The sequence below is a fragment of the Vibrio sp. 1288 genome (genome assembly GCF_033344475.1).
In genome coordinates this window covers 36,597-61,175 of sequence record NZ_JAWPOX010000017.1, presented here as the reverse complement: position 1 = coordinate 61,175, position 24,579 = coordinate 36,597, and the positions used below count along the sequence as shown (strand labels likewise).

The following is a 24,579-nucleotide window of genomic DNA, read 5'->3' as shown; positions in this document are numbered from 1 at the left end:
AGAATTTATCGCTCTCGCTCAATAGCGGGAGCGCCAAAAGAATAGCAATAAGGAAGTTCGAGTGAGCAAACAACAAAAAATCCTTTTTATTGATCGTGATGGCACCTTAATTGTCGAGCCGCCGATTGATTTTCAAGTAGACCGTTTAGATAAACTAAAACTGGAACCATTTGTTATCCCAAGCCTGTTGTCGTTGCAGGATGCAGGATACCGCCTAGTGATGGTAACGAACCAAGATGGTTTAGGTACCGACAGCTACCCACAAGCAGACTTTGATGCGCCACACAACATGATGATGGAGATCTTTGAATCTCAAGGTGTGAAGTTCGATGATGTGCTGATTTGTCCTCACTTTGATGAAGACAACTGCTCTTGCCGTAAGCCTAAATTGGGCTTAGTAAAAGAGTACCTTCAAGACGGCAAAGTTGATTTCCAAAACTCTGTTGTGATTGGCGATCGTAAAACCGATCTTCAACTTGCAGAAAACATGGCAATTCGTGGCATTCAATACAACCCAGAAACCATGGGTTGGAAACAGATCTTGAAAGATCTGACGGTGAAAGCGCGCGTGGCTGAAGTGGTCCGCACCACAAAAGAAACAGACATCAAAGTATTAGTTAACCTTGATGAGCATGGCGGCAATGACATCTCAACTGGTCTTGGTTTCTTCGACCACATGCTGGATCAAATCGCGACGCACGGTGGATTCCAAATGGTGTGCAAAGTGGAAGGTGACCTGCACATTGATGATCACCACACGGTAGAAGATACCGCTCTTGCGTTGGGTCAAGCGTTGAAAGAAGCACTGGGTGACAAGCGTGGTATTGGTCGCTTTGGCTTTAGCCTTCCAATGGATGAGTGTTTGGCACAATGCGCACTAGACCTATCTGGTCGTCCTTACCTTAAGTTCGACGCGCAATTCAGCCGTGAGCAAGTGGGTGATCTTTCAACAGAGATGGTAGTTCACTTCTTCCGCTCTCTGACTGACACCCTAGCGTGTACGCTGCACCTGTCTTCTGCGGGCAACAATGATCACCACATCATTGAAAGCTTGTTTAAAGCGTTTGGTCGTACTTTGCGCCAAGCAATCAAAGTAGAAGGCACTGAGCTACCAAGTAGTAAAGGCGTGCTTTAAGGTTAACCTTAGCAAGGAGAAAAACAGTGACAGAACAGAAAGTTGTCATTATCGATACTGGCTGTGCCAACGTATCTTCGGTGAAGTTTGCTATTGAACGCCTAGGCTATGACGTAACTATTTCAAAAGATCCGCAAGTCGTATTGTCGGCAGATAAGCTATTCCTACCGGGGGTGGGAACCGCCAGCGAAGCGATGAAAAACCTAGAAGAGCGCGATCTGATCAGCTTGGTAAAACAAGTAGAAAAGCCGCTGTTAGGTATCTGTTTAGGCATGCAACTGTTGGGCAAAGTGTCTCAAGAGAAAGGGCAGAAAGCCGACGAGTTGGTTGAGTGTCTTGGGCTTTGTGATGGCGAAGTGAAGCTACTACAAACTGGCGATTTGCCGCTGCCGCACATGGGTTGGAACACGGTCTCTGCAAAAGCAGGTAATCCACTTTTCAAAGGTATTGAAGAAGGAGAGTATTTCTACTTCGTGCACAGCTTTGCGATGCCAGTTGGGGATTACACGATTGCGGAATGCGAGTACGGCAACCCGTTCACAGCAGCAGTACAAAGCGGTAACTACTACGGCGTGCAATTCCACCCTGAGCGTTCTTCAAAAGCGGGCGCGAAGCTTATTCAAAACTTCTTAGAATTATAAAAGGGATTTAGTGTGATTATTCCAGCTCTTGATTTAATTGAAGGACAGGTGGTTCGCCTTTATCAAGGTGATTACGGCCAAGTAACCGAGTACAAAGTCGACCCAGCAGAGCAATTCAACTTGTATCACCAAGCGGGTGCTAACTGGCTGCACTTGGTGGATTTAACTGGCGCGAAAGACACGACAGCACGCCAACTTGATTTGATTGCAACGCTACTAGCAAGCACGCCAGCGAACATCCAAATCGGTGGCGGAGTGCGTACCGAGCAAGACGTGATTGATCTGCTAGAAGCGGGTGCTCAGCGCGTTGTGGTTGGCTCTACAGCAGTAAAACAGCCAGAGCTTGTGAAAGGTTGGATGGAAAAATACGGCTCGGAGAAAATCGTTCTCGCGCTAGACATCAACATCGACCAAGACGGCACACGTAAAGTAGCGATCTCTGGTTGGCAAGAGGATTCAGGCGTGACTATCGAAGCTCTGATCAACGATTACCTGACGGTAGGTTTGCAGCATGTGCTTTGTACAGACATTTCTCGTGACGGTACGCTAGAAGGCTCAAACGTAGAGCTTTATGTCGACCTATGTAAACAGTACCCACAAGTGCAGTTCCAATCTTCAGGCGGCATCGGCTCATTAGCGGATATCGAAGCACTAAAAGGCAGCGGTGTGGCTGGCGTGATTGTTGGTCGCGCGCTGTTAGATGGTAAGTTCACAGCAGAGGAGGCATTTGCATGCTGGCAAAGCGAATAATTCCATGTCTTGATGTTCGTGATGGACAAGTGGTAAAGGGCGTTCAGTTCCGTAATCACGAGATCATTGGCGACATCGTTCCTCTGGCACAGCGTTATGCGGAAGAGGGCGCAGACGAGCTTGTGTTCTACGACATTACTGCTTCAAGTGATGGGCGTGTCGTTGACAAAAGTTGGGTCGCTCGCGTTGCTGAAGTGATTGATATTCCCTTCTGTGTGGCTGGTGGTATTAAATCAGCGGAAGACGCGGCGCGCATTCTTGAGTTTGGTGCAGACAAAGTGTCTATCAACTCACCTGCCTTGGCGAACCCGCAATTGATTACTGACCTTGCTGATAAGTTTGGTGTGCAATGTATCGTCGTTGGTATCGATTCATACTACGACAAAGAGACCGGCAAGTATCAGGTTTACCAGTTTACTGGCGATGAAGAACGCACCAAAGCAACTCAATGGGAAACGCGTGATTGGGTGCAAGAAGTACAAAAACGCGGCGCTGGTGAAATCGTACTGAACATGATGAACCAAGACGGCGTACGTAACGGCTACGATATTGAACAACTTAATATGGTGCGTGAAGTGTGTAACGTGCCATTGATTGCATCGGGTGGTGCAGGTGCCATGGAGCACTTCGCAGAAGCCTACCAAAAAGCAAATGTGGATGGCGCGCTTGCCGCATCGGTATTCCACAAGCAAGTCATCAATATTGGTGAACTAAAGCAGTATTTGAAACAACAAGGCATTGAGGTACGACTATGAGTGTGAAAGCCGCCGAAGTAAGTTCGCTAGCTGAGCGAATCAACTGGGAAAAGGTGGATGGTCTGGTACCTGCCATCGTACAAGATTTCCAATCAAGCCAAGTGCTGATGATGGGTTACATGAACCAAGATGCGTTGGCAAAAACGGGCGAAACGGGTCAAGTGACGTTTTTCTCTCGAACTAAACAGCGTCTTTGGACGAAAGGTGAGACTTCCGGTAATGTATTGCAATTGGTGAACATGCAGCTAGATTGCGACAACGATACGCTACTGGTTAAGGTGAATCCCATTGGTCCTACGTGCCACTTGGGTAATACAACTTGCTGGGATGTGGACCCTCAAGAGGAGTCACAAATGGTGTGGCTTCATCAACTTGAGCAGCTATTGGCTGCCCGCAAGAGTGCCGACCCAGATTCCTCTTATACTGCCAGTCTTTATGCCCGTGGCACCAAGCGTATTTCGCAAAAAGTGGGCGAAGAAGGCGTTGAAGTCGCGCTTGCGGCGACGTCGGGCGATAAGGCGGAGTTAGTGTGTGAATCAGCAGATTTGATTTATCACTTAATGGTATTGCTTCAAGACCAAGGCTTATCGATGAATGACGTAGTGAACAAACTGAAAGAGCGTCATAAGTAAGCTTGCTATAGATAAGTGAAAGCCCCTATGCTCTCGAGCCTAGGGGCTTTTTTAATTTAGTGTTCTTGATTCGGGGTAAAAACCGGCAACAGTGCTAGTAGCGATTAGATTCTGAATCACACTCGTTCCTCGCCGTTCAGAATGACGGTATATTTTCTAATGGTGCTTGCAGTAGAGTTATTTACTTCAAACAGGTACATATATTCACGTTATTCCGACGAGCTTAGGTGAGGTCAGGAATCTCATTAAAGCGAACTCAATAAGCTAGGCGTGGATGCCTTTACCCACAACACTTCTTAAACTTCTTACCGCTTCCGCAGATACACGGATCGTTACGACCTAGCTTTAGGCTACTCACTGGCTGGCTCAATCGTGGATCCTGTTCTGGTTCTTCTTCTGGCTCTTCTTCAGGAAATGTGCCGTCAATGTAGTACCAAAGCTCATTTTCTTTTACGAAGCGAGAACGCTCTGTCATACAGTAGCGCTTGCCGTCTTCATCAAAATAAGCGCTAAATTCGACAAAGCCTTCATTGTCATTACTGCCAGCTTCTGTTTTTACAACTTCAAGTTTGCACCAATCGCTGTCGATAGATTGGGCAATGCCTTCACGTTGCTCTTCTGCATTACAGCTTGGGTGGTACGTGTTCACCACGTAATCGACTAGACCTAACACATGCGCACTGTAACGAGAGCGCATTAACTGCTCTGGAGTGGTGACGTCAGCATGGTTGTTGTGGGCCATTTCACAACACTGTTGGTAGGTGCGGTTAGATCCGCAAGGGCAAGAAGAAGCCATAAAATGAAATCTCGATTAATTAAGCGGTAAAAACAAACAACCTCACAATTGCGAGGCTGGGGGTGAGGCATTATAGCGATTTAGGGCGTTTGAGACAGCAGTTCTTGAGCCCATTCCGTCGATTGATTAAAAGCGTCCGCTAATTGAGGTTCGGTTAATTTAAGAACGGTGCAATATCGCTCGGCTAACTCCCAGTCCGCTTGTTCATAGGCGATCGTCATCGAAAGTAAGTGACCAAGTACGCCTTTTCGACTGGTTAATGCGAGTTTTATATCTTCGTCAACGGGGATATCTTCAATGACATCCGAGAGCGGTTGATCGAGCAAAGATCCGAGTAAAGAAAACATGCCTGTCAAAAAAGCCTGCCCAGGGTCATACCTAGTGTTCATTTGACTAAGTAGCAGTTCACACATTCGTGCACGCTGAATCGCTAAAGAGTAAAGAGAGTCAGGTTTATCTTCTTGAACGGACGCAATTGCAACTAAGGAAATAAAGCGTCGTAGTCGCTCTTCACCCAGATAAATAAGCGCTTGTCTGAACGACTTAATCTTGGTCGTTAATGTATAGCCTGAATTAACGTAAGTAAGCAGCTTGTATGACAGCGTCACATCAATCGAAAACAGACGTTCAACCTCATTGAAGTCGATGGGCTTATCTGCAATCTCTTTACAAAGTTGGATGACGGTAAGAAACGCGGGGTTCAACCGTTTTTTCTGGATCATCTCAGGTTTGCTAAAAAAATACCCTTGAAAATAGTTAAAACCGGCTTCTAGAGCTTGCTCAAACTCTTCATAGGTCTCTACCTTTTCCGCAAGAAAGTCGATTTTAAATGGGCTCAACGCCTGAATAAAAATGGCAGCTTTCTTAATCGGCACAAGTCTAATATCAAACTTGATCATGGAAACGTATGGAAGAAAACGCTTCCAAGCTTTCGTCGGAACAAAATCATCCAGAGCAATTTTGTATCCGCACTCATGAAGGTGCTTGATGGCTTCTAACAGTTCTTCTGTCGGTTCGCAGTCTTCAAGGACTTCAATGACGAGAGATTCTTTAGGGAACAAAGTTGGGACCAAGTTCACCAAGCTTTGATGCGGAAAGTTAACAAAGCCAAGTTTGTTTCCTAATGTGTTGTAATGCGTCGACAAAAAATGATCGGATAGCAGTCGACTAGTAGCCAGCTCTGGTTCTACTTCAGGGAAGGTATTTTTAGGGCCGTCTCGAAAGAGGAGTTCGTAACCTATGGTTCGTTTTTCTCTATCCAGAATCGGTTGGCGAGCTACGTAAGAATACTTCAATTAGGTACTTCGTTCTGTTTAACTTAGTATTATGATAATAGCGATTTTTTACAAAATATCTACGACTTGAGCGTGAATCTTCTACACGCTCTACATGCTTAACGCAAATTCTGTATGAACGGTCTCGTTTGTAGGTCAAAACTATCAGAATTTACTTTTAAAACTGAGCCTTGCGTATACCAATCCCCTAAAACAATTCGGGTCTTTTTAACGCCATCGACGTCAAAAAAATGTGTGTTCGGGCGATGCGTGTGACCATGAATCATTAAGTTGACGCAGTTCTGAGACATCACTTTCTCGACCTCATTTTGGTTGACGTCCATGATATCTAATGACTTGCTCATTTTATCATCACGAATATCGGATTGAACTTTTGAGACAATTTTCTTCTTAATGAACCAAGGAATACGGTTAAACAACCATTGTAGCCATGGCTTGTGAACGGTTTTTCTAAACTCTTGGTATTTCACATCGTCAATGCAGAGCGTATCGCCATGTAGGATTACGGCTTTTTGACCATAAAGATCAATCGTGCAGACATCGTCGAGTAATGTCATACCGGTTTCTTTGCAAAAGCGTTTGCCGAGTAAAAAATCTCGATTGCCTTGGATGAAAAAAGTTGGCACACCCGCATCCGTCAGTGCTTTAAATTCTGCGCGGATTTGGTCTGCAAAAGGGGTGTTGTCATCGTCACCAATCCAGAACTCAAACAGATCGCCGAGTACATAAAGTGCATCAGCTTTTGTTGCTTCTGTTCGCATGAACGTCACAAAACATTCCGTGATATCAGGACGTGATGGGGTAAGGTGAAGATCGGAAATAAATAATGTCGTCATAGAAATAAGGGGAAGCTATGCCTCCCCATTAACTTATCTTTTAAAAATAATTCCTAAGAATTACTCTTCAATTGTTGTACCAGTGATTACTACGTCTTCTAGAGGTACGTCTTGGTGCATGCCGTAAGAACCAGTGCTAACGCCTTTGATCTTATTTACGATGTCCATGCCTTCGATTACTTCACCGAACACACAGTAACCCCAACCATCTAGGCTTTCGCTACGGAAGTCTAGGAATGTGTTGTTGTTTACGTTGATGAAGAACTGAGAGCTTGCTGAATGCGGCTCCATAGTACGTGCCATAGCAAGTGTACCCACTTTGTTGCTAAGGCCATTGTTTGCTTCGTTCTTGATAGGTGCACGAGTCGCTTTTTCACGTAGACCAGACTCCATACCACCACCTTGGATCATGAAGCCGTCAATAACACGGTGGAAAAGCGTGTTGTCGTAGAAACCGTCGCGGCAGTACTGAAGGAAGTTTGCGCTTGTCTCTGGCGCTTTCTCTTCGTTTAGTTGAATCTTGATGTCACCAAAATTAGTGTGAAGGGTGATCATGCTACTTTCCTTTACTCTGTTGTGTTGAGCCCGAGATTCTAGCCTAAGTTCTAGTGCTTTAAAAACTCAGGAAGAGGAAATTCTTCGTTTTGTGCTTGAAGTTTAGCCGATTATCGTTTTATCGGTTAATTGCTATTACCTAACTAGGTTGGAGTTGATATACTCATCTTCTTTTATTCATTCACAATCATAGATAGAGATCATGTTAAAGATATATAACACACTCACAAGACAGAAAGAGGAATTCAAACCAATTACAGCTGGCAAAGTCGGTATGTATGTCTGTGGAGTTACCATCTACGATCTCTGTCACATTGGTCACGGTCGCACTTTCGTCTCTTTTGACGTTGTATCACGTTACCTTCGCTACTTGGGCTACGATCTGACGTTTGTACGTAACATCACAGATATCGACGATAAGATCATCAAACGTGCCGCAGAAAATGGTGAGTCTTGCGATTCATTGACTGAGCGTTTGATTGGTGAAATGCACGCTGATTTTGATGCGCTGAACATGAAACGTCCGGACGTTGAACCTCGTGCGACACAGTTTATTGCTGAAATCATCGAATTGGTTGAGAAGCTAATCGAGCGCGGTTTTGCATACGTTGCAGATAACGGTGACGTAATGTTTGAGGTAGGTAAATTCAACGAATACGGCAAGCTTTCTAAGCAAGACCTTGATCAGCTTCAAGCTGGCGCGCGCGTTGATATCGAAACAGCAAAACGCAGCCCTCTAGACTTTGTACTTTGGAAGATGTCAAAGCCGGGTGAACCAACGTGGGAGTCACCATGGGGTCCAGGTCGTCCAGGTTGGCACATTGAGTGTTCAGCAATGAACTCTTCAATCCTAGGTAACCACTTCGACATTCACGGCGGTGGTTCTGACCTTCAGTTCCCACACCATGAAAATGAAATCGCACAATCATGCTGTGCACACGATACACAATACGTGAACACATGGATGCACAGCGGCATGGTAATGGTAGATCGTGAGAAGATGTCTAAATCTCTAGGTAACTTCTTTACTATCCGTGACGTTCTTGGTCACTACGATGCTGAAACAGTTCGTTACTTCCTAATGTCTGGTCACTACCGTAGCCAGTTAAACTACAGCGAAGATAACCTAAACCAAGCACGTGCTTCGCTTGAGCGCCTGTACACATCTCTACGTGGTTTGGATCTAAATGCTGCTCCTGCTGGTGGTGAAGAGTACGTATCTCGCTTTACAGCAGCGATGAACGATGACTTCAATACACCAGAAGCGTACTCAGTACTGTTCGATATGGCGCGAGAAGTTAACCGCCTGAAGACAGAAAACCTAGAGAAAGCGAGCGAACTCGGTGCGCTAATGCGTGAACTGGCTGACGTGATCGGTATTCTTCACCAAGATCCTGAAGCCTTCCTAAAAGGTGATGCGGGTAACGATGATGAAGTGGCTGAAATCGAAGCTCTGATCAAGCTACGTAATGACTCTCGCGCTGCGAAAGATTGGGCGAATGCAGATATGGCTCGTGACAAGCTGACCGAAATGGGCATTGTTCTGGAAGATGGTCCAGAAGGCACAACGTGGCGTCGTAAGTAATTGAATTTTCATTTTTAAAGGGCTGATAATTCAGCCCTTTTATTTTCCATTTCCATAAATTAAAACTTTAACTTTAGGTAATGCTCTGTGGCTCAGATGTATTTCTATTACTCAGCAATGAATGCGGGTAAATCAACAACGCTTCTTCAATCCTCTTTCAACTATCAAGAACGCGGCATGACGCCAGTTATTTTTACGGCTGCGCTAGATGATCGTTTTGGTGTCGGTAAAGTGAGCTCTCGTATTGGTCTTCAATCTGACGCACATTTATTTCGTCAGGATACCAATTTGTATCAGGAGATCGCAGCTCTGAATGAGGTTGAAAAACGTCACTGTATTCTTGTTGATGAGTGTCAGTTCTTGTCGAAAGAACAAGTTTATCAACTTACTGAAGTCGTTGATAAGTTGCATATTCCAGTATTGTGTTACGGCCTTCGCACCGATTTTCTAGGCGAACTTTTTGAAGGCAGTAAGTATCTATTATCTTGGGCAGACAAGCTGGTTGAGCTCAAAACAATCTGCCATTGCGGCCGCAAAGCGAATATGGTTATTCGTACCGATGAACACGGCGTGGCAATTAAAGAAGGCGATCAAGTTGCGATCGGCGGTAACGATAAGTATGTCTCCGTATGCCGCCAACATTACAAAGAAGCGCTCGGTAAATAAGCCGTATTGATACAGAAAAGCCACCGAACTTGGTGGCTTTTTGTTGTCGGTTAGAAAAAGTTAGACTAAGTCAAAACCAAACCGCTCGAGTAAAACCTGGTAAGAAGATTCGACTTGCTGAGGGATGTTCTGCTCGGTTTGAAATCCTTTCTCTGGATAGCTTTTTACGCGAGAGAAATCTTCCATTAGTGCTTCTAGCACCATCATTAATGGCATGTCTTCATTAATGTATTCAAAAAATGGAAGAGCCGCAGAGCTTACTTGGAGCTGAGTGTAGGGTGACTGCCACTGTTTTTCAAATGTCGCGATTGCTCTACGCTCCATAAACGGTTTTTGTACCAGAATAAACGAGGAACACTGTTTTCCTTCCTCTTTTAATCGTTGCTCAGTAAAGCGAACATTTTCTCCACTGTTTGTGGATTCAGTTTCGAGCAAAATTGCTTCACTTGGAACGCCCGACATCTTTGCAATCTCGGCAAAGGTTTCTGCTTCGCTTTTTTCAAACAGTCCATCTGTGAAGCGACCTTCACCCCCTGAAAATACAATCAAAGGTGCCAACTTTTGGTGGTAGAGCTTGGCAGCGTGCTCCGCTACACGCACATCATTACTGCACATCACAAACAAACAGTCCGCAGGTTTCAGTTCATGTTTGAGTTGCATGTAATCCCAAAGCGTTTCTATATGTCTATAGAGTCTCATAGCGCATCCAAAGTTGAATTGAAGTGAAATCGATAACCAAGTGAGAGTAGTTTGTCAGCAAGAATACGCTTGTCAGCTTGCTCTGTGACGGGTGGAAGAGGTATCTCACTTCCGATTTTGTTTATGGCAGCTTGGTAGAACTCAGCCTTGCTGACAGTATGAGGTGTAGTAACGTTAATGACTTGGTTGCTTAAATTGCCTAAGGCAAATTTCGCAGCCGAGACAGCATCATCTTGATGAAGCATATTAGCTGGTGCTTTACGACTAACTTGTTGAAGCCTTGCTGCAAAGCGAGATGGGTGTCTATCTGGCCCGATTAATCCGCTACAACGTAGAATAACAAAGTTAATATTCGAGTCGATAACATGCTGCTCTGCTTGAAGCATAATACGTGCATTGTCAGAGAAATAAGGGCTTTCGGCTGCTAACGAGAGTGACGCGTCAGCTTCTTCCATATCGGAAGCAAGGTTAGGGTAAACCGTGGTAGAGCTGATCATGAGAAGTTTTTCAACGTTGTTTTGCTTAGCTGCGTTGGCAAGTATTTGCCATTGCTGTGCATATTCTTGACCGCGTCCTTTACGAAATCCTGGAGGAAAAGCACCGATAACGTGCGTAATTTGATGCTGTTTGAGCAGCTCATCTAGCCGTGCTGTGGCGTTCAATTGATTGAAATCGAACAATGCGGAGTGAGTTAATGAGGTGGGTAACTCTTTTAATCGAGTTTGGCTACGACGAGTGACGACAACATAGTGTCCATCTTTCATCAATGTTTCTGCTAGCGGAGTTCCGAGCCAGCCTGCACCTACGATCAATGTATTTGCCATTTGGGTCTTCCTACTTACTTATGTCTGCCCGAATAGGTTGAGCAGTTCTGCTTTAGCTTGTTGATGGAGGGGATCTGAATGCCATTTCTGGTGCTGAATAAGGTCAACATTGACTTGCCAAGCCAGTTTTGTGAAATCATCCCCAACTTTTTTTAATGTATTAGGTGAATACGCGACTAAATGCTGTGGTAGAAAGCACCAACCAAACCCTTTATTCGCCAATTCCAACAAAATATAGTAGTTATCAGCGTACCAGATATCTGGGCTAAATGCTTGATTGAGACCACATGGCTCTGCACTTTTGGATCGTATGACCAATTGACGATGTTGTTTTAGTTGATCAATGTGAGTGATTTGCTGCTTTGCTAAAGGATGCGTTGAAGAGACATAGACATCAAATGCAATATTGCCAAGATTGGTGAAATCGATGTGCCTTGGCATTTGTAAATCACTCAAAATAATCCCAGTCGTGGCGCGTTCCGACTTAACCAATTCAATGATATCAGGGCTTGATGCCGTTAAGCATTCAACTTGTAAGTGTGGAAAGCGTTGCTCTAACTTCTTTAGCACATCCGGCAAGCGAGTCAGAGGAATCCCTTCATCAATAGCTAAGGCTAATTTGTTCGTTGGCGTGGAAAAGAGCTGCGATGCCCTATTGTTTAGGCGGTCGAGTTGGCTGATTGTTGCTTGTGCATAGGGTACGAGAGCGAGGCCATTCTCAGTTAATTTAGGGTACCTGCCTGATCGATCAAAAAGCTCAACGCCACAGTCGATCTCCATATTCATGATGTGCTGGCTCACTACAGATTGAGCTCGCCCCAGCTTTCTAGCTGCTCCTGAAAATGATCCTGCTTCTGATGTAGCAATAAAAGCTTGCAGTTGTTCGATGGTAAACATATCGCTTAAACCGATGGTATCTAACTTTTGGTTATCTAAATAATAGATAAAATTCTAAGCATTGAGTAGAACTATTTGGACAGAGAAATATGACTCGTAACGAACGAATTTTTCATGCAGTACTTTTTGAGTTAATCGCACTCGCGATTATTGTACCAGCGGCTTCATTGATCACTGGAAAGGGCTCTAGTGATCTTGCGTTGGTTGGGGTCGGGTTGAGCATGTATACCGTGCTATGGAACTACATCTACAACTTGTACTTTGATAAGTGGTTTGGTGACAATCGAGCTGAGCGAAGTTTAGCGATGCGGCTTGGACACACTATTGGTTTCGAGGGAGGATTAATCTTTATCTCTCTACCTGTGATTGCCTGGTTCTTAGAAATTACGCTTCTTCAAGCTCTAATGCTGGAAGCCGGCTTCCTCGTTTTCTTCCTATTTTATGCCACTGGTTTTAACTGGTTGTATGACAAGGTTCAACCATTTAGCAAAATGAAAAAGCGATTATTGCCGCAGGCATCGACAGGAAAAATATAGGACTAAAAAACGCCACCGAGTTCGGTGGCGTTTTTTGTTCAAATTACACAGACAAAACTCTTAAAATCTTATCTGCATGTTCTGCAACTTCAATGCCTTCGTCTGTTAGATAACCACCGTCAGGCTGTGTACAAAGTTGCTTCTCATATAGACGAGCAACGGCTGCCTGCATTTCTTCTGACGCGTCTGTATGAACTTTAATACCAGTTGCAGCACTACTTAGGTCGAACTGAAGAAGTAGATTCAATTCGGCGATATGTTCAGCTGAATATTTCATAAATGATTCCTTTGCGCTTTTTTTACCAAGCTAGTCTGAAAAGTAGCGTTGGGCAACATTCAACGACAAGAAGTGTTAAGTATGGCGCTATCAGGCTGATATAACGCAGGATCTTTGTTCGAAAGGCCGAATACTTGTTAAGTATCAATGATACTTACGGTAGCGAATGATAGGCGCTATTTATTGCTTGATCTCCCAATAACAACGATTTTAGTAAACACGCCAAATAGCACTTGAAAAAATAGGGAAATAGAGCGATTATCCGCGCCTCTTTAAATGTTTCTAAATGTTACACCAGAATGAACTTTAATCAGTTTGACTCACTATTACCGCCACAAGCTGCGGAACGCGCGGCTGAAGTGGGGGTAGGCAAAGCAACGAAAGCTCCAATCAAATCTTTTCTGCTCGCCATTTCTGCGGGGCTTCATATTGGTATTGCTTTCATCTTCTATACCACAGTAACGACAGGCGCAGGCGAGCTGCCTTGGGGCATTACACGACTCATTGGTGGTCTGGCATTTAGCCTTGGTTTGATTTTGGTGGTGGTTACTGGCGGCGAGCTTTTCACTAGCTCTGTGCTGACACTAGTTGCGCGTGCGAGTGGAAAAATCTCTTGGCAAGCACTTATCAAAAACTGGTTGGTGGTTTACTTTGGCAATATGGTTGGGGCCATTTTGCTCGTGGCCTGTATGCTAGTTACCAAGCAATATATGTTTGATCATGGCCAAGTTGGTCTCAACGCGATGGCGATCTCCCAACACAAATTACATCATGGTTTCTTTGCCGCTGTTGCGCTTGGCATTATGTGTAACGTATTAGTTTGTATTGCAGTTTGGATGACGTTTAGTGGGCGAACATTGACAGATAAAATAGCGGTCATGATTTTGCCTGTGGCTATGTTCGTGTCGGCAGGTTTTGAGCACTGTATTGCGAATATGTTCCAAGTACCTATGGCGATTGGTATTAAGTACTTTGCGCCAGAAGCGTTTTGGCAAATGACAGGGGCAGATATTGCAAACTACGCGGACTTAAACATGATGGGGTTCATCGTAAACAACCTAATTCCTGTTACGATAGGAAACATTATTGGTGGTGGCGTATTTGTTGGCATGTGGTATTGGATGATTTATCTACGCGATGAAGATAACCATTTGCGATAAGTTTAGAAGATCACAAGAAAGGCGAACTAGATGGTTCGCCTTTCTTTTTATTTGTCTCTGCAAATGTCAAACAAGTCGAGTCATGCTAAATCAACTCTTCGTTGATGCCAAAATCGGTTGGGAGCCAATGAGAAGTTACTTCCTTTGGTTCTTGAACGAGCCAATCCAGAGGTGCATCGGACAGGAGTTCATCGTAATTTTCTTTGATCATTAAGACATCCATGTACGTCTCTCCAAGTTTGTGGTCACTGCCTTTACTTTAAAATTAGAACATGTCAGTCACGTGATCAATGCATGACGATTCGATTGATCACTTATGTTGCTATGTTTCTGGTTGCGTATGGGTTTTGGGGGCTTATCCACATTTTCTGTGGATAACCTGTATCAAAGGTCGTGCGTATCTAAACTTGCAAAGAAAATTTCATAAAATTAGAGGCTTATATCAAAAAGAATTCTGCCTGACTTTTCATCTGAAAGCGTCTTGATGAGTGCTCGAAGAATAGTTGAGTTATTCAGTTATAAGTACGTTCGACTTGGCAATATAAGTTGTTTAACGGTCTTTACCCACAAGCGCCAACTAACCGTGAGTTTTGGTCGATTCGGGTTGCTCGATTTTTATCTTGATTCGGCCTTCTTTGGTTTGTACCCAGCGCAATGTCATTTCTAACGTTATGGTTACGGAGGCACTCAACATGACGAAAATAGCCAGCATAATTACTAACTGGTATTTAATCGCAACCATCGGGCTCGCGCCACCTAGAATTTGACCGGTCATCATACCCGGTAAGGTAACCAGCCCTGTAGTGGCCATAGAAGCTAAAGTCGGGGCAAGGGACTTTCTAAGAGACTCTTGAATGAAGGGGAAGGATGCGTAGCGAGGAGATGCTCCAAGTGAGATTGCAGCCTCATATTCTGCTTGTCTCTGCTCAAAAGCCGTAAACAAATTCTGAAGAGCGATGATATTACTACTCAAGCTGTTACCCAATAACATACCAGCAAGTGGGATCATGTACTGCGCATTGTAAATAGGGGATGGTTGCACTAAGCCTGCTGTAATTGCTATCAGAAGTGGTATTAGACCACAGATAAGGCCCGTTAGTAGCGGAAGCATAAGTGGCTTTTTAGGTAAGTGAGCTTTTCCCGCAATTGAGCTGGCACCAATCAGTAGCATGATGGCAAGCCAAAGTATGTTGACAAGTAAGCTGTTTAATTGAAAAAGATATTCTAAATACACGCCAATCAATATGAGCTGAAGTGTCATTCGGATAACACTGATTATGGTGTCTTTTGCTATCCCTAATTTGTAGCGGGCATTGATAAAGAAGGGGACCAATAAAATCAAACCAAACAGTGCCAGTTTGACCAAGCTTATATCCACCACGCTATCCATAATCGCTCCTTGAAAATACGCGAATAATTGTATCTAAGCCTCCCCTTTATATGAACCACTATGTGCACTTTTTGCTGTTCTTAAAGTAAACCTTGAGTGCTATTTTAGACATTAATACGCAGCATTCTGTTTACAAGTGGATATCTTTTTCGGAGTTTTTAAGTCGATTTATGGCATGGTAATTACGATTTAAATGTGATCGATGTTTCTTAAATGTTGGTTATTTAACAACTCCTTAAAAGACTTATTTTGTCACATCTGTTCATGTTTTTTAATAAATAACATCAATCCATCATATCTCTGGATGAGCTCAAAAAAGTGTTGAATTACAAGGTCTGAGGTCGCTTATTTGATTGAACCCTACTATTAGTATGGTCTAACATTTTCCATTAGAGATTGTAAAAAACTTAAGCTTGGTTACGCGGGCTTTTCAATAACACTAGATACAAAATAGGCAAATGTATGAGTGATGTTAATAAAATTGAGAGTGGTGAAAAACGCTCCCTGGAGTGGAAGTCGTTCCTCTTCATTGCAGTTGTTCTCTTCCCAATTCTGAGTGTGGCCTTTGTTGGCGGCTACGGGTTCATCGTTTGGATGTTGCAAGTCTTCTTCTTTGGACCTCCAGGCGCGCACGGCATGTAAGCCAGTGAGCTCATAACCACACTTTTGAAAAGATTTTAAGAGAGCAAATAATGAAATCATTAATCATTAAACTGTGGCGTACCATGACGCGCCCAGCTGTACATATCAGCCTAGGTGTGCTGACTATGGGCGGCTTTATTGCTGGTGTTATCTTTTGGGGTGGCTTTAACACCGCTCTAGAAGCAACCAACACAGAAGAATTCTGTATTAGTTGTCACACAATGCGTGACAACGTGTACGTTGAGCTACAAGAAACGGTGCACTGGAAAAACCACTCTGGTGTTCGTGCTACCTGTCCTGATTGTCACGTTCCACATAACTGGACAGATAAGATCGCTCGTAAGATGCAAGCTTCTAAAGAAGTATTTGCACAAGTATTTGGCAACTACGACGAACCGGGTGTGTTCGAAGAGCGTCGTATCGAACTTGCTAAACACGAATGGGATCGTTTCTCGGCAAACAAATCTCTGGAGTGTAAAAACTGTCACAACTACGAATCGATGGATTTCGAGCAAATGTCTCCTACGGCTCGTATCCAAATGAAGCAAGCCGCTGAGAAAGATCAAAGCTGTGTTGACTGTCACAAGGGTATTGCGCACAACCTACCAGCAGGCATGGACAGCATTGGCGGTATCGTGGGTGATCTAGAGGGTATGACTTCTAACACGGATTACGGCGTTGGTCAGCAACTCGTGAGCGTTCGTCACCTACCAATTTACTTTGATGCGCAAGGCAGTAAAGAAGCTGGTCTTCTTAATCCTGCATCGACCGTTAAAGTTCTTGAAGACAAAGGCGAGTTTGTTGAGATCGAAATTGACGGTTGGCGCAAAGCAAAAGGTTTTGGTCGTGTAATTCAAGAAGACTTCGGTAAGAACATTGCGACTGCGTCTCTGATGAAAGAAGCAGCAACAGACAGCAACATTGTGACGACTGGTGAGAAAAAAGTGGATGAGTTAACAGGCCTTCCTTGGGAAAAAGTAGCGGCGAAAGTATGGATTAAGAAAGAGTCTATGCTGAACGACATCAATCCTGTTTGGGAAAAATCTCGTGAAGCCTACAAGACCAATTGTTCTGTATGTCACACTCAACCTGCGGAAGCGCACTTCGACGCGAACACCTGGCCAGGTATGTTCGACGGTATGTTGGCGTTCGTTAACCTAGATACAGACAGTGAAGCACTGATCTTGAAGTATCTACAGAAACACTCTTCAGATTATGCTGAAGGTCACCACTAATAAGCGTCGGATTGGAGTAATTTTAAATGGCTATTACACGAAGAAGTTTTCTTAAAGGTGTAGCAACCACAAGTGCAGCGTCAGTAATTGGTCCTAGCTTATTGGCGTCCGCCTCTGCAAATGCCGTTGAGACGACAGGTACTTGGAAAGTAACCGGTTCTCACTGGGGCGCGTTTCGCGCCCACATCTACGCGGGTAAAGTTCAAGAGATCAAGCCGCTAGAGCTAGACAAAAACCCAACAGAAATGTTGAACGGCATTAAGGGTATTATCTACAGCCCTTCACGTGTTCGTTACCCAATGGTTCGTCTAGATTGGTTGAAGAAACATAAATACAGCGCAGATACTCGCGGTAACAACCGTTTCATCCGAGTAACTTGGGATGAAGCGCTAGATTTGTTTTATCGCGAACTAGAACGTATTCAAAAAGACTACGGCCCATGGGCGCTGCATGCAGGTCAAACAGGTTGGAACCAAACGGGTTCATTTAACAACTGTACTGCGCACATGCAACGTGCAGTAGGTATGCATGGCAACTTCATCACTAAAGTAGGTGACTACTCGACGGGTGCAGGTCAAACCATTATGCCGTACGTGCTAGGCTCAACCGAAGTTTATGCACAAGGTACGTCTTGGTCTGAGATCCTAGAAAACTCTGACAACATCGTTCTTTGGGCTAACGACCCAGTGAAAAACCTTCAAGTAGGTTGGAACTGTGAAACGCATGAGTCGTTTAAGTACCTTGCACAACTAAAAGAAAAAGTGGCAAAAGGTGAGATCAACGTTCTATCTGTAGACCCAGTGAAGAACAAAACTCAGCGCTACTTAGAGAACGATCACTTGTACATCAACCCGCTGACAGACGTAGCGTTCATGCTCGCTGTGGCACACGTGTTGTACAACGAAAACCTGTACGATAAGAAATTCATTGATACTTACTGTCTAGGCTTTGAAGAGTTCATTCAATACGTTCAAGGTAAGACAAAAGACAAAGTAGAGAAGACGCCCGAATGGGCAGCAGCGATTTGTGGCGTGAAAGCGGACAAGATCCGTGAATTCGCACGCATGCTAGTCAGCGGTCGTACACAGATCCTGATGGGTTGGTGTATCCAGCGTCAAGAGCACGGTGAGCAGCCATACTGGGCAGCGGCTGTGGTTGCTGCAATGGTTGGTCAAATCGGTCTACCTGGCGGTGGTATCTCTTACGGTCACCATTACTCAAGTATCGGTGTGCCTTCTACTGGTTTCGCGGGCCCTGGTGGTTTCCCTCGTAACCTTGACCAAGGTATGAAACCGAAGTGGGACAACAACGACTTTAACGGTTACAGTCGTACTATCCCTGTTGCACGTTGGATCGACTGTCTGCTAGAGCCTGGCAAAGAGATCAACTACAACGGCGGTAAAGTGAAACTGCCAGACTTCAAGATGATGGTTATCTCGGGTTGTAACCCATGGCACCACCATCAAGATCGTAACCGCATGAAGAAAGCGTTCCGCAAGCTTCAAACGGTTGTAACGATCGAGTTTGCTTGGACTGCGACATGTCGTTTCTCAGATATCGTTCTACCGGCGTGTACGCAATGGGAACGTAACGACATCGACGTATACGGTTCATACTCGAACAAAGGTCTGATTGCAATGCATCGCCTCGTTGATCCATTGTTCCAATCTAAGCCTGACTTCCAAATCATGAGTGAACTAACTCAGCGTTTTGGTCGCCGCGAAGAATACACTCGTGGTATGAGCGAGATGGAATGGATCGAAAGCCTTTACAACGATTGTAAAAAAGCGAACGAAGGTAAGTTCGAAATGCCAGAATTCAACGAGTTCTGGGAGAAGAGCGTACTAGACTTCGGTGAAGGTAAACCTTGGGTTCGTCATGCGGACTTCCGTAAAGACCCTGAGCTGAATCCACTAGGTACGCCGTCTGGCTTCATCGAGATCACGTCTCGTAAGATCGGCCGTTACGGTTACGAACACTGTCAAGAGCACCCAATGTGGTTCGAAAAATCAGAGCGTTCACACGGTGGTCCTGGTTCAGATAAATACCCATTCTGGTTGCAGTCTTGCCACCCTGATAAGCGTCTGCACTCTCAGATGTGTGAGTCTGAAGAGTTCCGCGCGACTTACGCGGTACAAGGTCGTGAGCCGGTTTACATCAACCCAGCGGATGCCAAAGCAAAAGGCATCAAAGATGGTGATTTGGTACGTGTATTCAACGGTCGTGGTCAGCTGTTAGCTGGTGCTGTTTTGACTGACAGCTACCCACGTGGCGTTGTTCGTATCGAAGAAGGTGCATGGTACGGTCCTCTAAACGAGAAAGAGGGCGCAATCTGTACCTACGGTGATCCTAACACGCTGACGCAAGACATCGGTTCTTCTGAGCTTGCACAGGCGACTTCTGCGAACACATGTATCGTAGACTTCGAGAAGTTCACAGGTAAAGTGCCACCAGTCACTTCATTTGGTGGTCCGATCGAAGTTGCTTAATTAGTGCAGTTTGCATAAATCGAAATACCAGCCTCAGGGCTGGTATTTTTTTATCAAAATTTCAGTGAGCGTTGTCTCAATAGTAACTTCATAACGTTAAACGAGACTGGTATTCGTGATGATGGTAACGAATTGGGTGAGACAAGCAGGAGATAATGCGCCAAGCTAAACAATAATAATTAAGTGAGTAGACTCTTTATGGCTCAGAGCATTCAATTGGCAAATCACACTGAGATCACTGTGAATAACAATGACTTCCAAGTTGAAGTCGAGGGTAATCAATTACATTTTTCTTTTGCTGGTCTCCACAATAAAACCTTTACCGACCGTGAAGTGTTGCTCGAAATGCCGTTTTTGTACGAGCACGAGGCCAACGTAATTGGGGATGGTTTTCAAATGTTGGCGCAAACGGCGGGAACGATCAATCACCCCGTTGATATTGGTCGCTGCCCAGACAATAATCCTTCTTATCGAATCTACCCTAAAGATGCCCCTAAGCGTTATTACAACTATTTAGTGGTGGAAGGTTCAGCGGGCTACACATTATTTGGCTTCACATCATGTCATCGCTTTGCTGGCTATTTTGATGTTGTACTGCGTGATGGGCATTGGGTTTTATCAGCCGCAATTGATGGTGAGTTGACTCAAGTGGCGGATTGGGAAAGTAATCAACTTGAATCCGTGGCGGTACTCTGTGGTCAATCGCTGTCCGAGCTTTATCAAACCTATGGCGAGATGATTGCAGAGCATCATCCTGTTCGCCAAGGTGTGACACAAGATGCGCCTGTTGGTTGGTGTTCGTGGTATGCGTACTACGCAGACGTGACAGAGCAAAACATCATGCAGAACGTTGATTGCATGCAAGATAAGCTCGAAGACCTAGAGTGGCTACTTCTGGATGATGGCTATCAAGCCTTTATGGGCGATTGGTTAATCCCATCGGATAAGTTTTCTGGTGGTGTGAAAGAGCTCATTCATAGTATCCGTGCAAAAGGCAAAAAGCCGGCGATTTGGATGGCGCCTTTCATTGCACAGCCTGAGTCGGAGATCTTCAAACAGCATCCAGATTGGTTTGTTCGCCACAAGGATGGTGGCTTACTTAAAGCAGAAGATGTCACATACGGTGGTTGGCGATGCACGCCTTGGTACATTCTCGATACTTCAAACCCTGAAGTGCAAGATCACCTAACTCATGTGGTCTCTGTTATGCGTCAAGAGTGGGGCGTTGAGCTATTCAAATTAGACGCAAACTACTGGGGCACGTTAAAAGGTAAACGAAGCCAATCGGGTGTCACCGGTGTAGAAGCCTACCGCATGGGTATGGAAGCGATCGCTAAAGGGGCAGGGGATGCATGGCTGTTAGGCTGTAACGCGCCAATGTGGCCATCTCTGGGACTTGTGGATGCAATGCGTGTTTCTGACGATGTAGAGCGTCATAGTCGTCGATTCGAGCAGATAGCCAAAGAAACCTTTTACCGTAGTTGGCAGCATCGAAAATTGTGGCAAATTGACCCGGATTGCGCCACGTTCACTTCATTAGCTAATCAATCTGCATCCAGAGAAGAGTATGAATTTCATCGCACGGTGTTATTAGCGAGTGGTGGTTTGCTGCTGTCTGGTGACCCGCTCCCTGAGATTACGCCGTTTGCTAAGAAGACACTGTCTAAGCTCATGTTACGTCAACAACGTAACCAACAATCTGCAAAGTTTACCGCTTTGAGTTTAAATCACGCGTTTTTAAAACTAACGACGAAGAATGACCTCCATTGTTTGTTTAATTATGCGAGTTACGGAGCGATGGAATTTACGCTGACGTCTGATCAACCGGTGGACTGGTATGATTACTGGACAGGGGAAAAGCTAAACCAAGAACCTTGCCAGTTGTTAATGGTGAGCGTTGATAAAGGGCTCAATGCGAAAGCGATCGTTACAGCATAACGTGAAGTAAATCGCCCAATACCAAGATCAAGAAAGGAGCCTATTGCGGCTCCTTTCTCGTTTTGATGCTCTGGGCGTTAGAACTCGAATAAAAAGTAATACCCGTATCCAACAATAAACGCAGGAATGGACGAGTAAATAGTCGCGACCAAAGCAGCTTTCGGTGCCATTGCAATGGCGGGGAATAGGGCGTCACCATCGTTAGAAATCGCATTGGCCAGTTGCGCAGAAAGTGGCGCTGCACCAGAGATGTACAGGCTAGTGACTAAAATTTGCGGACCACAACCAGGTAGCATACCAATGGCTAAGCCAGCTAATGGCATCCATATCCCCCAATGAGAAAAGGTTTCTACAAGGTCGAGTCCAGAAAAATAGGTCGTCAGTTCAAACGCCAGAAACGCCACGATCACCCAAGCACTGACGAAGTTTGTGTCTTGAGCCGCTTTTTGAATTGGGTGCGAGTCCACAATTTTTTCATCTTCAGAGACTGTTGACTGATAATCGCCGAGCTCTTTTGTCATCGCCCACAACGACATTGTGATCACTGCAAAGATAGCGCCCAGCCATTCAATGGTGTTGGCTTTCAAAGATAGCAACTGATTAATATCGATTTGGAAAGACATTAACACAGCAACGACACTAGCAGGCACAATAAGCCATTTCCAAAATGCGCCTTGTAGATTGATTGCACGTTGTTCAAGGGGTGTATGTCGGTCTGTCTGGTGTTGGCAACAAGCATGTGTCTGAGGTGCTTCTTTTGGTTCTGGTCGCAGAAAGTTATCAGCATGAAAAGCATTAACGACTAACCCTGAAAGAGTACCCACGATAATGCCTAATCCAACCACGCCTAATCCAACACTTGGTTTGGCGGCCAGAAGTAAAAAGGCAGCGTCACCCATTGTTGAAGTAAGTACCGCGACAATCGCACCAAATCCCACTCGGCCACTAATAAATTGCGTTGTCACAACAATAGCGCCACCACAGCCAGGCAAAGCACCCAATAAAGAAGCAAAGAAAACCTGATGATTACGCGAGCGATGGTATAGCTCGGTAATTCGATTGGTTTTCGACATAAAGTTTGAAAGATAATGATAAATAGCCAATGTGGCAGCAACATAGCATGACACTGCCCAGAATGAGTCGGATAGCGTCTGTACGGCAACGTCACGTGTATTTTCATTGCCTAGCAAAATGAGCATGACGATAGGGATCAGCAATCGCTTATAAGCTAAACGAAACTGAGTAGGCTGAAACAACTGTTGTGCAGAGTGTAAAAATTGGGTCGCGTTCATCGTTTACTCAAATGCAAATAGGAATAATTATCATTATATGTAAATGAGATTTATTCGCAATAGCATTGTGAACTTTTCTTCGTGTCAAACTCTCTGAAATCAGGTAAAGTATCGGCCTTTGTGAGCAAACACGCCCTAATTAACTGTATTAGGCGGCGTATAAAATTGACTTGAATAGGAAGAAACATGATTCTAGTTGTAGGTCATAAGAACCCAGACAGTGACAGTATTTGTAGTGCACTCGTTGCAACTGAACTTCTAAAAGCGCGTGGCGTTGAAGCTATGCCAATTCGCCAAGGCGAAATCAACCGTGAAACTCAGCACATCCTAGAAGTTGCTGGCGCTGAAGTTCCTGAGCTTCGCACATCAGTTGCGGGTGAGACCGTTTGGCTAGTAGATTACTCAGATCTAGCACAAGCACCAGACGATATCGCAGAAGCTGAAATTGCGGGTATTGTTGACCACCACCGTCTAGGTGACGTGATGACAGTAAACCCAATGGAAGCATGGATCTGGCCTGTTGGTTGTACCAACACTGTTCTATTCAACATGTTCAAGATTGAAGGTCACGCGATTACTCCACAAATTGCTAAGCTAATGATGTCAGCAATTCTATCTGACACAGTAGGTTTTGCTTCTCCAACTTGTACACAAAAAGACAAAGATGCCGTTGCTGAACTAGCGGCAATCGCAGACGTACAAGATGTTGACGCGTTCACTAAAGATCTTCTAATTGCTAAAACAAACATCGAAGGTCTATCAGCGGCTGAGCTTGTTGAGAAAGACCTTAAAGGTTACCCATTCAACGGTCGTGACGTAGTGGTTGGTCAAGTTGAACTTGCAACTCTTGAGCAAGTTGACGGTATGATCGAAGCACTAGAAGCAGACCTAGAATCTCGTTGTGAGAAAGATAACCTAGCGTTCGCTGCTGTAATGCTAACAGACATCACGACTGCTCAAACTCGTCTTCTATACAAAGGTGAGTGGGCTGAGAAGCTTGTTAAGCACGAAAAAGACGGCATGCTAATGATGGAAAACACGCTAAGTCGTAAGAAGCAAGGTTGGCCTTGGCTTCAAACTGAGCTAGCTTAATTTTCTAGCATATACTTTAAATGCCCGCCTAGCTGCGGGCATTTTTCTATGGGAAATAGGAGACGAATATGTCTGAGCAACTGACCCAAGAGCAGATGGATACCATTAATCGCTACAACGAAGAGCAACGTTTAAAGTACTGCGTAAAAGAGATTGTGGCGAATCGTAAGGTTTGGATTCTGAAAGACGAACATGGCTGTGTCATGTTAAATACAGAAGATGATGATTGTGTACCAGTATGGCCAAACGAAGAGTTCGCTTTGCAATGGGCGAATGGTGATTGGGAAGATTGCGAGCCAGAAGCGATCTCTCTAAACAAGTGGCACAGCCGTTGGACCTCTGGTCTAGAGGATGACGAGCTATCGATTGTTGTATTCCCAAATCAAAATGAAGAAGGGGTCGTATTGTTTCCTGACGAGTTTGATTTTGAACTGCGCAAACAAGCGAGCCGCCGTTAGTTTT

At 44.7% G+C, this 24,579-nt stretch carries 26 protein-coding genes; 15 read left to right on the top strand and 11 right to left on the bottom strand.

Going from position 1 to position 24,579, the window contains the following annotated elements:
* Window positions 1-61: 61 nt before the first annotated feature.
* The 5 genes from hisB to hisIE are packed head-to-tail and all read left to right on the top strand — an operon-like array spanning window position 62 to window position 3,913.
* On the top strand, window positions 62-1,135 hold the full coding sequence (hisB, locus tag R8O11_RS14155) for a bifunctional histidinol-phosphatase/imidazoleglycerol-phosphate dehydratase HisB (RefSeq protein ID WP_182038184.1): 1,074 nt from the start codon (window positions 62-64) through the stop codon (window positions 1,133-1,135).
* Between the two features lie 26 nt (window positions 1,136-1,161).
* Window positions 1,162-1,776 (top strand): imidazole glycerol phosphate synthase subunit HisH, encoded by a 615-nt coding sequence (gene hisH / locus R8O11_RS14150; RefSeq protein ID WP_005389830.1) that lies wholly within the window; start codon window positions 1,162-1,164, stop codon window positions 1,774-1,776.
* 12 nt (window positions 1,777-1,788) lie between these two features.
* A complete protein-coding gene (gene hisA / locus R8O11_RS14145; protein WP_182038182.1) occupies window positions 1,789-2,526 on the top strand; it encodes a 1-(5-phosphoribosyl)-5-[(5-phosphoribosylamino)methylideneamino]imidazole-4-carboxamide isomerase in 738 nt (245 codons plus the stop codon).
* On the top strand, window positions 2,508-3,281 hold the full coding sequence (gene hisF, locus R8O11_RS14140) for an imidazole glycerol phosphate synthase subunit HisF (protein WP_004749837.1): 774 nt from the start codon (window positions 2,508-2,510) through the stop codon (window positions 3,279-3,281). Before hisA ends, hisF begins: the two co-directional genes overlap by 19 nt.
* Window positions 3,278-3,913: a bifunctional phosphoribosyl-AMP cyclohydrolase/phosphoribosyl-ATP diphosphatase HisIE gene (gene hisIE, locus R8O11_RS14135; protein ID WP_005533681.1), complete on the top strand. Its 636-nt coding sequence runs from the start codon at window positions 3,278-3,280 to the stop codon at window positions 3,911-3,913. The genes hisF and hisIE overlap by 4 nt, the downstream gene beginning before the upstream one ends.
* A 280-nt stretch (window positions 3,914-4,193) precedes the next feature.
* Here hisIE and R8O11_RS14130 read toward each other — a convergent pair whose 3' ends face one another.
* The 4 genes from R8O11_RS14130 to R8O11_RS14115 all read right to left on the bottom strand — a co-directional run bounded on the left by R8O11_RS14130 (window position 4,194) and on the right by R8O11_RS14115 (window position 7,395).
* Window positions 4,194-4,709 carry a YchJ family protein gene (locus tag R8O11_RS14130; protein WP_318194232.1) on the bottom strand — a complete coding sequence of 172 codons (516 nt, stop codon included), beginning with the start codon at window positions 4,707-4,709 and terminating at the stop codon, window positions 4,194-4,196.
* A gap of 80 nt (window positions 4,710-4,789) precedes the next feature.
* Entirely contained in the window at window positions 4,790-6,004 is a 1,215-nt protein-coding gene (locus tag R8O11_RS14125; protein WP_005378158.1) for an EAL and HDOD domain-containing protein, read from the bottom strand.
* Window positions 6,005-6,102: 98 nt separating this feature from the next.
* Window positions 6,103-6,840 (bottom strand): UDP-2,3-diacylglucosamine diphosphatase, encoded by a 738-nt coding sequence (gene lpxH / locus R8O11_RS14120; RefSeq protein ID WP_005389817.1) that lies wholly within the window; start codon window positions 6,838-6,840, stop codon window positions 6,103-6,105.
* 60 nt (window positions 6,841-6,900) lie between these two features.
* Window positions 6,901-7,395: a peptidylprolyl isomerase gene (locus R8O11_RS14115; protein ID WP_005378156.1), complete on the bottom strand. Its 495-nt coding sequence runs from the start codon at window positions 7,393-7,395 to the stop codon at window positions 6,901-6,903.
* 202 nt (window positions 7,396-7,597) lie between these two features.
* Here R8O11_RS14115 and cysS point away from each other — a divergent pair, with 202 nt between their 5' ends.
* Entirely contained in the window at window positions 7,598-8,980 is a 1,383-nt protein-coding gene (cysS, locus tag R8O11_RS14110; protein WP_005378155.1) for a cysteine--tRNA ligase, read from the top strand.
* Window positions 8,981-9,067: 87 nt separating this feature from the next.
* Window positions 9,068-9,646, top strand: a complete 579-nt coding sequence (locus R8O11_RS14105; RefSeq protein WP_005378154.1) for a thymidine kinase — start codon at window positions 9,068-9,070, stop codon at window positions 9,644-9,646.
* A 60-nt stretch (window positions 9,647-9,706) separates the two neighbouring features.
* On the opposite strand, the gene R8O11_RS14100 is transcribed toward R8O11_RS14105, so the two are convergent.
* The 3 genes from R8O11_RS14100 to R8O11_RS14090 are packed head-to-tail and all read right to left on the bottom strand — an operon-like array spanning window position 9,707 to window position 12,066.
* Window positions 9,707-10,345, bottom strand: a complete 639-nt coding sequence (locus tag R8O11_RS14100; RefSeq protein ID WP_025766874.1) for a YdcF family protein — start codon at window positions 10,343-10,345, stop codon at window positions 9,707-9,709.
* A complete protein-coding gene (locus tag R8O11_RS14095) occupies window positions 10,342-11,169 on the bottom strand; it encodes an NAD-dependent epimerase/dehydratase family protein (RefSeq protein WP_025766873.1) in 828 nt (275 codons plus the stop codon). Before R8O11_RS14095 ends, R8O11_RS14100 begins: the two co-directional genes overlap by 4 nt.
* A gap of 18 nt (window positions 11,170-11,187) precedes the next feature.
* Window positions 11,188-12,066 carry a LysR family transcriptional regulator gene (locus R8O11_RS14090; RefSeq protein ID WP_025766872.1) on the bottom strand — a complete coding sequence of 293 codons (879 nt, stop codon included), beginning with the start codon at window positions 12,064-12,066 and terminating at the stop codon, window positions 11,188-11,190.
* Between the two features lie 89 nt (window positions 12,067-12,155).
* On the opposite strand from R8O11_RS14090, the gene R8O11_RS14085 reads away from it, so the two are divergent.
* Window positions 12,156-12,602: a PACE efflux transporter gene (locus tag R8O11_RS14085; RefSeq protein WP_025766871.1), complete on the top strand. Its 447-nt coding sequence runs from the start codon at window positions 12,156-12,158 to the stop codon at window positions 12,600-12,602.
* Between the two features lie 43 nt (window positions 12,603-12,645).
* On the opposite strand, the gene R8O11_RS14080 is transcribed toward R8O11_RS14085, so the two are convergent.
* Window positions 12,646-12,879 (bottom strand): TIGR02647 family protein, encoded by a 234-nt coding sequence (locus R8O11_RS14080; RefSeq protein ID WP_005378148.1) that lies wholly within the window; start codon window positions 12,877-12,879, stop codon window positions 12,646-12,648.
* A 299-nt stretch (window positions 12,880-13,178) separates the two neighbouring features.
* Between R8O11_RS14080 and focA the strand changes: the two genes are divergently transcribed.
* Entirely contained in the window at window positions 13,179-14,039 is an 861-nt protein-coding gene (focA, locus tag R8O11_RS14075; RefSeq protein WP_005378146.1) for a formate transporter FocA, read from the top strand.
* 85 nt (window positions 14,040-14,124) lie between these two features.
* On the opposite strand, the gene R8O11_RS14070 is transcribed toward focA, so the two are convergent.
* Both R8O11_RS14070 and R8O11_RS14065 read right to left on the bottom strand, forming a co-directional pair.
* Window positions 14,125-14,262: a hypothetical protein gene (locus tag R8O11_RS14070; protein WP_005378145.1), complete on the bottom strand. Its 138-nt coding sequence runs from the start codon at window positions 14,260-14,262 to the stop codon at window positions 14,125-14,127.
* 354 nt (window positions 14,263-14,616) lie between these two features.
* The gene (locus R8O11_RS14065) at window positions 14,617-15,429 is read right to left on the bottom strand and encodes an ABC transporter permease (RefSeq protein WP_318194231.1); all 813 of its coding nucleotides are present in this window, start codon (window positions 15,427-15,429) and stop codon (window positions 14,617-14,619) included.
* Between the two features lie 462 nt (window positions 15,430-15,891).
* Between R8O11_RS14065 and torE the strand changes: the two genes are divergently transcribed.
* The 4 genes from torE (at window position 15,892) to R8O11_RS14045 (ending at window position 21,733) form a co-directional block, all read left to right on the top strand.
* A complete protein-coding gene (gene torE, locus R8O11_RS14060; protein ID WP_005378141.1) occupies window positions 15,892-16,071 on the top strand; it encodes a trimethylamine N-oxide reductase system protein TorE in 180 nt (59 codons plus the stop codon).
* 50 nt (window positions 16,072-16,121) lie between these two features.
* On the top strand, window positions 16,122-17,306 hold the full coding sequence (gene torC, locus R8O11_RS14055) for a pentaheme c-type cytochrome TorC (RefSeq protein WP_005378139.1): 1,185 nt from the start codon (window positions 16,122-16,124) through the stop codon (window positions 17,304-17,306).
* Window positions 17,307-17,332: 26 nt separating this feature from the next.
* A complete protein-coding gene (gene torA / locus R8O11_RS14050; RefSeq protein WP_062730706.1) occupies window positions 17,333-19,795 on the top strand; it encodes a trimethylamine-N-oxide reductase TorA in 2,463 nt (820 codons plus the stop codon).
* Window positions 19,796-19,993: 198 nt separating this feature from the next.
* Window positions 19,994-21,733, top strand: coding sequence for a glycoside hydrolase family 36 protein (locus R8O11_RS14045; protein ID WP_213969488.1), 1,740 nt, complete (start codon window positions 19,994-19,996; stop codon window positions 21,731-21,733).
* Between the two features lie 77 nt (window positions 21,734-21,810).
* Here the strand turns inward: R8O11_RS14045 and R8O11_RS14040 are convergent, their stop codons facing one another.
* Window positions 21,811-23,025, bottom strand: a complete 1,215-nt coding sequence (locus R8O11_RS14040; protein WP_054700662.1) for a putative manganese transporter — start codon at window positions 23,023-23,025, stop codon at window positions 21,811-21,813.
* Window positions 23,026-23,211: 186 nt separating this feature from the next.
* Between R8O11_RS14040 and R8O11_RS14035 the strand changes: the two genes are divergently transcribed.
* Both R8O11_RS14035 and R8O11_RS14030 read left to right on the top strand, forming a co-directional pair.
* A complete protein-coding gene (locus R8O11_RS14035) occupies window positions 23,212-24,117 on the top strand; it encodes a manganese-dependent inorganic pyrophosphatase (RefSeq protein ID WP_017634678.1) in 906 nt (301 codons plus the stop codon).
* Window positions 24,118-24,185: 68 nt separating this feature from the next.
* On the top strand, window positions 24,186-24,575 hold the full coding sequence (locus tag R8O11_RS14030) for a DUF2750 domain-containing protein (RefSeq protein ID WP_005378129.1): 390 nt from the start codon (window positions 24,186-24,188) through the stop codon (window positions 24,573-24,575).
* The last annotated feature ends 4 nt before the right edge of the window (window positions 24,576-24,579 follow it).